Annotated in this window: 8 protein-coding genes; 5 read left to right on the top strand and 3 right to left on the bottom strand. The window is 46.5% G+C overall.

Annotated elements, in window-relative coordinates; all coding sequences use genetic code 11:
* The 3 genes from KDD36_13335 to KDD36_13325 all read left to right on the top strand — a co-directional run bounded on the left by KDD36_13335 (window position 1) and on the right by KDD36_13325 (window position 3,885).
* Window positions 1–855 (top strand): restriction endonuclease, encoded by an 855-nt coding sequence (locus KDD36_13335; GenBank protein MCB0397631.1) that lies wholly within the window; start codon window positions 1–3, stop codon window positions 853–855.
* Window positions 839–2,953 carry a copper-translocating P-type ATPase gene (locus tag KDD36_13330; GenBank protein MCB0397630.1) on the top strand — a complete coding sequence of 705 codons (2,115 nt, stop codon included), beginning with the start codon at window positions 839–841 and terminating at the stop codon, window positions 2,951–2,953. The genes KDD36_13335 and KDD36_13330 overlap by 17 nt, the downstream gene beginning before the upstream one ends.
* An 83-nt stretch (window positions 2,954–3,036) precedes the next feature.
* Window positions 3,037–3,885, top strand: coding sequence for a T9SS type A sorting domain-containing protein (locus KDD36_13325; protein MCB0397629.1), 849 nt, complete (start codon window positions 3,037–3,039; stop codon window positions 3,883–3,885).
* A 94-nt stretch (window positions 3,886–3,979) separates the two neighbouring features.
* On the opposite strand, the gene KDD36_13320 is transcribed toward KDD36_13325, so the two are convergent.
* Complete coding sequence (locus KDD36_13320) at window positions 3,980–4,177, bottom strand: hypothetical protein (protein ID MCB0397628.1); 198 nt, start codon at window positions 4,175–4,177, stop codon at window positions 3,980–3,982.
* Between the two features lie 243 nt (window positions 4,178–4,420).
* Here KDD36_13320 and KDD36_13315 point away from each other — a divergent pair, with 243 nt between their 5' ends.
* Complete coding sequence (locus tag KDD36_13315) at window positions 4,421–5,014, top strand: hypothetical protein (protein MCB0397627.1); 594 nt, start codon at window positions 4,421–4,423, stop codon at window positions 5,012–5,014.
* A 101-nt stretch (window positions 5,015–5,115) separates the two neighbouring features.
* Here the strand turns inward: KDD36_13315 and KDD36_13310 are convergent, their stop codons facing one another.
* The gene (locus KDD36_13310) at window positions 5,116–6,648 is read right to left on the bottom strand and encodes a hypothetical protein (GenBank protein MCB0397626.1); all 1,533 of its coding nucleotides are present in this window, start codon (window positions 6,646–6,648) and stop codon (window positions 5,116–5,118) included.
* Window positions 6,649–6,842: 194 nt separating this feature from the next.
* Here KDD36_13310 and KDD36_13305 point away from each other — a divergent pair, with 194 nt between their 5' ends.
* A complete protein-coding gene (locus KDD36_13305) occupies window positions 6,843–9,359 on the top strand; it encodes a PKD domain-containing protein (protein MCB0397625.1) in 2,517 nt (838 codons plus the stop codon).
* Window positions 9,360–9,376: 17 nt separating this feature from the next.
* Here KDD36_13305 and KDD36_13300 read toward each other — a convergent pair.
* A partial coding sequence (locus KDD36_13300) for a hypothetical protein (protein ID MCB0397624.1) occupies window positions 9,377–9,757 on the bottom strand: 381 nt, incomplete at its 5' end.

The following is a 9,757-nucleotide window of genomic DNA, read 5'->3' as shown; positions in this document are numbered from 1 at the left end:
ATCGTAAAAATGACGGGAGAAAAGGCCGTGTTTGATCCGGCAAAACTAAGGCGTTCATTGGAGCGATCAGGCGCTGACAATTCGGCTATCCAACAAATAATCCGGGAAGTGGAAGCATCATTATACGATGGCATCACCACCAGGGAGATCTACAAAAAAGCTTTCTCACTTTTACGGAAGATCTCCCGCCCAACTGCTGCTCGATACAAGCTTAAAAAAGCCATTTACGAGTTGGGGCCGTCGGGATTCCCATTTGAAAAATTCATAGCGGCCATTCTGGATTACGAGGGCTTTCAAACCAGTACCAATGTCATTGTAAAAGGCCATTGTGTTAAGCATGAAGTTGATGTGGTAGCTGAAAAAGAAGAAAAACACTTTATGGTCGAGTGTAAATTTCACAGTGACCAGGGGCGCTTTTGCGATGTAAAAATCCCCTTGTACATCCACTCCCGATTTCTTGATGTGGAAAAACAGTGGCGCAAGCAGGATGGGCATAATCACAAATTTCATCAGGGCTGGATTTTTACCAATACACGCTTCACTTCCGACGCAATTCAATACGGAAACTGTTCCGGTTTGATGTTGGTTAGTTGGGATCAACCGAAAAAAGGCAGTCTGAGTGAGCGGATCAATGCCTCAGGCCTTCACCCCATCACTTGTCTTATATCACTTACCGCTTCCGAAAAAAGGACTTTACTAAAAATGGAGAAAGTACTGTGCATGGATTTATGCAATCACCCCGAATTACTTAGTGCTATCAGCGTGAATCCCCAAAGACAAAAAAAGATATTGAAGGAAGCTGCTGAGTTGTGTAACACCTCATCACAAAGAAATATTCATGACACCCGAGCATAAAAAACACGCAGAACATCGGCCTATCAATAAACCAACAGGACATGAACACATGGATCACAGCAAAATGAATCATGGCATGATGGATCATTCCGGCCACAATCCACCACATGGTCATCCCGCTCATAGCGGGAATCACCACAAGATGATGATTGCGGATTTCAGAAAGCGGTTCTGGGTTTCCCTGGTGCTTTCTGTTCCTGTGTTGGTTCTCTCTCCCATGATTCAGGGGTTCCTGGGATTTGAACTGGTCTTTGAAGGAAACCTGTATGTTCTGTTTGCGCTTTCTTCCATTGTTTTCTTTTATGGAGGATGGCCTTTCCTGAAAGGGTTGAAAGATGAATTGAAGAAAGGCGCTCCGGGCATGATGACCCTGATTGCCGTTGCCATTACGGTAGCCTATGTATACAGCAGCGCTGTAGTTTTCGGACTGGAAGGCAAGATGTTCTTCTGGGAACTGGTAACGCTGATTGATATTATGCTGGTTGGCCACTGGATTGAAATGAAGTCGGTCCTGGGCGCATCAAAAGCCCTGGAATTGTTGGTAAGCATGATGCCTTCCGAAGCGCATAAAATACATGGGGAGCATATCATGGATGTGAAACTGGAAGACTTGAACAAGGATGATATGATCCTTATCAAGCCCGGAGAAAAAGTACCTGCGGATGGGGTCATCATTGAAGGTGAAAGTTACCTGAACGAATCCATGCTGACCGGAGAATCCAAACCTGTAAAAAAAAGCACAGACCAACAGGTGATCGGAGGTTCCATCAATGGCAATGGATCATTAAGAGTAAAGGTAGTACACACCGGTAAAGACAGTTATCTGAACAAGGTCATTACACTGGTGCAGGAAGCACAAAAGGCAAAATCCAAAACACAACATCTGGCGGACAGGGCGGCAAAATGGCTGACCTATATTGCGCTTGGCGTTGGCTTCGGGACATTGGCCATTTGGCTTTCACTGGGTTTTGATTTTGTCTATGCCCTTGAACGGATGGTCACCGTCATGGTGATCTCTTGTCCACATGCACTGGGATTAGCCATACCGTTGGTGGTGGCTATCTCCACTGCTGTTTCTGCACAGAATGGATTGCTTATTCGCAACCGCACAGCTTTTGAGAATTCCAGAAAAATATCAGCCATTATTTTTGACAAAACCGGTACGCTGACCAAAGGTGATTTTGGAGTGACACGGTATGAAGCGGTTTCTGATAAATTCGGTAAAGATGAAGTATTACGATTGGCCAGTGCATTGGAACAAAGCTCAGAACATCCGATTGCTGTGGGCATAGTAAAGAAAGTAAAGGAGTTGAACGTTGCTATCCCAAAAGCTGATAATTTCAATGCCATTACAGGCAAGGGAGTGGAAGCCAAAGTGGAAGGGCAAGACATAAAGGTGGTCAGTCCGGGCTATCTGAAAGACAAAACCCAGTCTACCGGGCAATCCGGTGTTGCTATTCCTGAATGCGCATTTAGCAATGCCGCGGAAACGGTGGTATTCGTAATCGTGAATGACCAACTGGCAGGTTATATTGCACTGGCTGATGAAATCAGACCAGAATCACAGGAAGCCATCCGAAAATTCAAAGAAAACAACATCAAGGTCATGATGGCGACCGGAGACAATGAGATGGTAGCCAAAGCAGTAAGCAATGAGCTCGGGTTGGATGGCTATTACTCCGAAGTATTACCCCATCAAAAAGTGGAGATTGTGAAAGCGTTGCAAGCAAAAGGCGAATTTGTTGCCATGACGGGAGATGGTGTAAATGACGCACCGGCTTTGGCTCAGGCCGATGTGGGTATTGCAGTGGGCTCAGGCACAGACGTTGCTGCCGAAACCGCTGATATTATTTTGGTAAACAGTAATCCACAAGACATACTTAACCTTATTCTCTTTGGCAAGGCTACCTATAGGAAGATGATACAAAATCTGGTTTGGGCTACTGCATACAATGCCTTTGCCATTCCATTGGCAGCGGGCGCACTGTACGCTGCAGGGTTTGTTTTGGGTCCCGCTGTAGGTGCAGTGTTTATGAGTTTGAGTACGGTGATTGTAGCCATCAATGCACAACTGCTCAAAAGCCAGATTAACAAATAATGCCAGCCACATCAGGCCTATGGGATACTATTTTATTTGATGGGCTTATTTTGGCAGGGGTACATTTATTTTTAGATTGACAAATGATGAAAACCAAAACAACATTTATCAAGCGGTCAATATTCTTAGGCGGGTGTGCATGGGTATGCATCAGTTTGTTTACCCAATATTTTACGACACCCCCGGCTGGCGTTACGGGAGCCCCGGGAGAAACAACCTGCTATACCTCCGGATGCCATGAACACGGAGCCGTAAATGGTCCCAATGGCGAAGGGCATATTATTTTTCCGGGCACGCAGTCATATATCCCCGGAAATACCTACCGACTACAAGTGTTATTGAAAGAATCGAATCTGAAAGCGTTTGGCTTTGAGCTGACCGCCATAGACAGCAGCGGAAACCAGGCCGGAGATTTTGTCATTGTAGATTCATCCAATACGGCATATCAAACCCTTGGACAAAGAATCTATATCTCACACGCTGATGTTCCCTCCAATCAAAACCCAGACTCGATGATCTGGGAATTCGATTGGGTGGCGCCTGCAACCAATATAGGGGATGTGCGATTTTATATGGCTGGCCTGGCAGCCATAGGGATATTAAGCCAGCCGTTGGGCAATGTATATACGGATTCACTAATGATCACGCCCGACATGGCCTCCATCTCATCGTATTTAAATAGCATGCAGAATAGCATCCGGACATTTCCTCAGCCGGCTACAGATATGGTCAATATCACCATAGACAGCAAGGAACATCCGCAGAAAATAGCTGTATATTCTTTGTCAGGTGAACGCATGAAAATAAATGATATCCTAAGCACAAAGGGAATCCGTTTTTCATGCGAACATTTTGCTGAAGGAGTCTACATTGTTAATATTGTCAGCGACCGCGGGAAGCAGTATTCCGCAAAGTGTGTTGTAAGGAGGTAGTGACCCTCGGAAGATATACAGTTTGAGCATTCAGCAACAGCATACAGATCCAAACCGTACGCTTTCGTGATTCAATTTACTGCTCCCTGTATGCTCACACTGTATGCTGTTGCTGTATTTTATCTACCCAACCGATAAAATCAAAATCCTCAAAGGCCACTTTTTCGAAATCATCTTTCGCTAAGGGGGTTAGTTTTTTTTGAAGGGACTTGAGCTGTTTTTGTTTCTCCGCCGGGTCCAGGGTCAGACTGAAACCATTAATGTGCTCCAGCACCAGCGATTCGAATTTCAAAACCCGTTTCCGGTTTCGGAGGTAGCTGCAAGCTACGCGATAGACAGACGAAGGTGCAACCTTCGCCTAACTCCTCTCCGGCTATAGCGACAAGCTATGCGGAACCGGAGTTTTCACCAGGCAAGTTATCCGAAAGCGCCTAAGCCTCGGGCACTAAGTAATCCCGGAACCTTCGCCCAGCTTGGAGAAACATGGCAAAAGCAAAAGAATTATCTTTATTGACAATGAAAATGTAATCACAAAATGAAAAAGCTGATTCGCGAACTTCTTCCACTCGTGATCATGTGCGCCATGATGTTATACACGCTGGCCGTTATCATCTTCACAGAAGTTTCAATGCAATACCAGCACTATATGGCATTAATGCTGATTACGGTTTGTTGGGCTACTTTCTACATATCCAGAAATGCCTTCCGGTACATGATGCTGTTAACGCTGGTCCTGGGGTTAATGAATGTCATGTATTTTACCCCATACATGAGTTCTGCGGCATTTAGAATTTCAATTGGTAGCGGTGCGGAAAACCAGCCAAGGCTTTGGAAGGGCATCCAGCCTGAATCTTTTTTATTGCTGTTCGTTTATGTTTTTGTGGGAGATATATCCATGTTGAGACGGATCACTAATCTGGTCCGTCGCCCCGAACCATCACCCGAGGAGGCAGAACAAGAGACTCAACATAAGGTGCAATTCTGGAAAAAGAAGTTCGCATCCAAGAGCGAGGAGGAGCTAAACAACATCATTAATCAACCTGATCGTTTCCTGCCCGAAGCAAGGGAAGCGGCGAAGGAGTTGGTGAATGAAGAATTAAGAATGAAGAATGAAGGAGGACCAGTGTGAGTATATAGCAACAGCCTGCTGGTCTAAACCGTAAGCTTTCGTGTTCCAATTTACCCCTCCCTGTATGCTCAAACTGTATGCCCGCCTGGCAAACCGTTGGACTACGCAGGGCGGGCAGGCTGTTGCTGTATCTTCTCTATCCAACCGATAAAATCAAAATCCTCAAAGGCCACTTTTTCGAAATCATCTTTCGCTAAGGGGGCCAACTTTTTTCGAAGTGATTTCAGTTGTTTTTGTTTTTCCGCCGGATCCAGGGTCAGACTGAAAACCCCGATATGCTCCAGTATCAACGATTCGAATTTCAAGACCCGCTTCCGGTTGCGGAGGTAGTTACGGGTGGAGCTGATGAGCGACTGGAGCAGGTCTGCGTTGCCTAATTCATGATGGATGACCAACTGAAAGATGCGGGCCAGCACATAGAGGTCGCTGCGTAAACGACCGTAATTCCCGTTGATCACTTCATAATTCCAATGCAACGCTTCCCGGAAACGTCCGGCACCCATGTACAAGGTGGCTATGTTCATCTTCAGCACCACTTCAAAGGAACGGTCGATGTTTCCCTCGAGGTTCTCCAGGTACATCCTCGTTTCTTTTGCACCGACAAACTTCACGCCTTCAGCAAACGTTCCCCTCTGAAGAAAGGCATTGATCTTATTAACATAGTAAAACTGGTTGAGCAGATTAAGCACGTCTTTTGTCAGTTGTTTTTTCGGAAGGGTATCCCTGACCGATTCCATCTCACGCAAAGCTTCATCCATCGCTTTCCCCTTCCCCAGTTTGGCCGATACAAAAGCAAATTGATTGAGCAACATGAGGTAGTCCTTCAGAAATAAACGATCCGGAAAACGATCCTTGTTCTTTTGGTACTGCTTCACACTTTTTGAGATGAACTCATGGGCCTTCAGCAGGTCCTTGTTCATCCAGAAATAGGTGTGCAAGCCGTGATAGACCTCCCTTGAATTATCAAATGAAGAAGATTCGGTGGATTGCAGTTTTTGAAAAACAGGCAGGTTCTCTTCTAAACGCTCCTTATCTGCTTTACTCCACCCCTGTCCATACACTTTGAATGCATTGTAGTTGGACTCCGAGCTTCGTGTAAGCCGATGGTGCTCCTGGAGTGCCTCCAACACCCTGGCCTCTTCCTCATATGTTTTCAGGAAGAGCGCCTGGATGTTCCCGTTCGCCTGCTGATTCCAGTAGATATCCCGCTCAAGGTGAAGAATGGAGAGCATGTATTTATACTTCTCATGCTTCATCGCAAGCGTTCTGGCCTTGCGGCATGTGGCCAGACTAAGATCATACAGCGCACGGCTCGACAGGATCTCGATCTGCTGCAGGTAGCCCAGCAATTTCATATCCACTGAAGTAGCCGCATGGAATTGTTGCAGATTTTTCAGGATCATCCTCTGCAAGTAGTACTTCGCCTCCGCCAGATTCCTGGACACCGATGTGTTCCTGAATGCCTCACGTATGGCCCTTTCATCATAAACTCTTTGCCCATCCATAAGATCAAAGAGCTTCATGGTATTCTTTGTCATACCCTGACTGTGTGTCCTGGCATGCCTTCGTATATACCCCTTCTCATTTTGTGTGAGCGAATGGATCAGGTCAAAAAGATGATTACTTCCGGGCATTTCTTTAGATATGAAATATCATTTTAAGTTATACACATTTATATTTATTTAAGCCATTAATACCAATATAATCTATGTTTTCAAAATATCATATAAATGATAATCATATTTTATTTCAGCTGCTGATTACCCTACTTTAGTATCAGAAAGCAAAGAGGGGTATTTCCCGGTCCGTTAACCAATAGCAGAGTTGTATGAAAAAGATGATCGCTTCACTAATTGTGGGTGTGTTCAGTCTGATGACCTACGCACAGCAAAACCAAAATGTGTTACCGGCATTCAAAGGGATTCTGAAGGGTGAAGGCAAAACACAAGAACATCAATACCTGGGATTGGAAAAAGTGTTTAAAACGTACCAGGTATACCAATTGGATGTTCCTTCCATTTCAGCATTGTCGCGCAAAACGCCAACCGGCAACCTCACATTTAACCTGCAACTGGAAACGCATACCTGGGAACTTCATTTACATGTGCATGACATCCGGGCCGCTTCTTATGAAATGAAGGTCAACACGGGACACGGCGTTATCACCATGCCTTCCACGCCGGCCTTTACATACAGAGGATATGAAGGAGACACTCCAGGCAATCATGTAGTGATGACCATTCGGGAGCACTATATCGCGGGTTATATCCAACAGGAAGATGACACCTATTATATCGAACCCCTGCAGCATTTTGAAGTCACTGCTCCGGCAAACGAATTTGTGGTTTACAAAATGACGGATGTTCTGGCCGGAGAAAAAGCAATCTGCACGCAAAGCCGTGATAGCAAACCGGACGTCGCTGAATACATTCCCGCCGGAAGAACTTCAGCCGCTACAAAATGCACCGAAATGGCAGTGGCCTACGACCAGTCATTCAAAAGCCGTATAGGAAGCACGACTGCAGCAGAGACCGAGATCACCGCGCGCCTGAATCTGGTTTCTGATTTCTGGGAGCAGGAATTTAACGTGGAGTACAAGCTTACACTGATTTACGAATGCACCAGCAATGAGTTTATCGCCGACAGCAATACCGAGAGTTGCCAGGAAGGAAGTGGCAACCCTTCATGTGCAAAAGGCACGGTTCTCCGAGAATTCAGAGACTGGGGTGAAAATATTGTAAACCCCGGAAATGCTTTCGCCGCAACTCAGAAAGATGTGGCTACCTTCTGGACGGACCGCAACATCAAAGACGGGAGCAACACCGGAAATATCGGCTACTCGATGTTCGCCGGCATATGCAACAGCAGCGGCTACAACATCGTCGAAGATTATTTTACAACAGGACAAAATGCACACGCCAGCATCTGGATACATGAACTGGGACATACCTGGAATGCCATCCATGTTCAGGACAATGCGCAATACATGATGTCTCCATCTATTTATGGAAACAACTCAACAGCACCCACCAACCGAACGGTAACCAGTGGTACCCGCAGCAGGATCGAAGCACACCGCGACAGCCGCTCATGCCTGGATGAAGGCTGCACAGTGAATGTACCCCCCGTAGCAGATTTTGAAACCATCAACAAAAATAAATGTACCGGTGTGGTTTCATTTGGTGATCAATCCACCAACTCACCCAATCAATGGTTGTGGGATTTCGGCGACGGACAAACATCCTCCAGTCAGAACCCCACCCATACCTATGCCAGCTCAGGAACGTACACGGTCAAGCTCACGGCCACCAACAGCATCGGGAGTGACAGCGAAACAAAAGCGGCATACATCACCATCTCACTTTTGAAGAATGCACCCTCAACCGCAGACCTTATCCTGTGTCCATCGGAAGCACCAGAGCTAACCGCGACCGGCAATTACGGAGGCAATCTTGTATGGTATGACAGCAACACCGGCGGTAACGTTGTCGGAACAGGAAGTCCGGTGACCATCAATCCGAGACCGACGGTCACCACAACCTACTATGTGGAAGAGCAATCCGCAGGAGGCGTTCCGGATAATGTGGGGATGGTCAACAACGCAGTATCAAACAACGGCGGCTATTACAGCACAACGGAAGAAGGACTGGTGTTCGACGCCTTGAAGGACATCACATTGAAATCCGTAAAAGTATATGTAAACATAGGTGGAAATAAAACATTCAAACTAACCACAAGCGGGGGCACCGTTCTGGAAACTTTTACCGGCCCGATTGCCGCCGGTGAACACCGTGTTAACCTTAACTGGAATATATCTGCCGGTACCGGATACAAATTACTGGCCGCAGCAAACAACGATCTATACAGGGAAAAAGGGACTGGCATTACCTACCCGTATTCCGATGGCTCAGGGTATGTATCCATCACATGTAACACCTATGATGCGAACGATTGCAATGGATTTTATTATTACTTCTATGACTGGGAGGTTTCTGGCCAATCCTGTTCCAGCCCGAGAGCAACTGCAACCATAGAAGTGAAATCTGACCAGGACCCGGAGTGCACCTCAACCGGAGACAACAATCCCGGCCATTCGACTGCACTTCCTGCTATGTGGCTATTCCCTAATCCGACAGACGGGGCATTCCGGGTTGAGGTCAGCAACATCCAGGGCACTGTAGATATTGAAGTCTTTAATGTGCTCGGAAAAAAAGTTTATGAGACCAATTCCAGGGTCGATGGCGATGGTGTATTTCCAATATACCTCAATGAAAATCCAGGACTTTACTTCATTCGAGTGAGTAGCGGTGAGAGTCGGTTAATTTCCCCGGTGATGATTAAATAGCCGGGGAAATAACTGTTTTATTTTTTGATGAACACAAATTGTCCTCCTTCATCACCGGTGTTCTTGATGGGTTGCAGGTTGGGTGTCTGATCGGAGTTATTAACCACCGCCACTTTCAGCTTCTCAAACAATCCGGCGACATCCAGGTACTGTGCGGTGCCATCACGTAGGGATTTCAAGAAGTAATAAGCAAAGACGGAGTGCCCATCCCGACCACCATCCATGACAGGCTCGAGCCCACCCGAGGTAAGGGCCTGTCGTGATTTGAGGTTGTCCACCTCCCCATAGTACTTCGCCGATTCATTGAACGGAACCCCTACGCTGTTACCACGGAAGATATCTCCGCTGAAGCAGGCATCGGATACCAGCAGGGTGTGCTTTGAGCGGATCCCGTTCAG

This window comes from Flavobacteriales bacterium, assembly GCA_020435415.1.
Lineage (GTDB): Bacteria > Bacteroidota > Bacteroidia > JACJYZ01 > JACJYZ01 > JACJYZ01.
This window is presented reverse-complemented; position numbering and strand designations above follow the sequence as displayed.

Excerpts from the sequence above, each read along its gene's own strand:
- KDD36_13330 (MCB0397630.1), top strand. The coding sequence starts at position 839 with ATGACACCCGAGCATAAAAAACACGCAGAACATCGGCCTATCAATAAA.
- KDD36_13325 (MCB0397629.1), top strand. The coding sequence starts at position 3,037 with ATGATGAAAACCAAAACAACATTTATCAAGCGGTCAATATTCTTAGGC.
- KDD36_13315 (MCB0397627.1), top strand. The coding sequence starts at position 4,421 with ATGAAAAAGCTGATTCGCGAACTTCTTCCACTCGTGATCATGTGCGCC.
- KDD36_13310 (MCB0397626.1), bottom strand. The coding sequence starts at position 6,648 with ATGCCCGGAAGTAATCATCTTTTTGACCTGATCCATTCGCTCACACAA.
- KDD36_13305 (MCB0397625.1), top strand. The coding sequence starts at position 6,843 with ATGAAAAAGATGATCGCTTCACTAATTGTGGGTGTGTTCAGTCTGATG.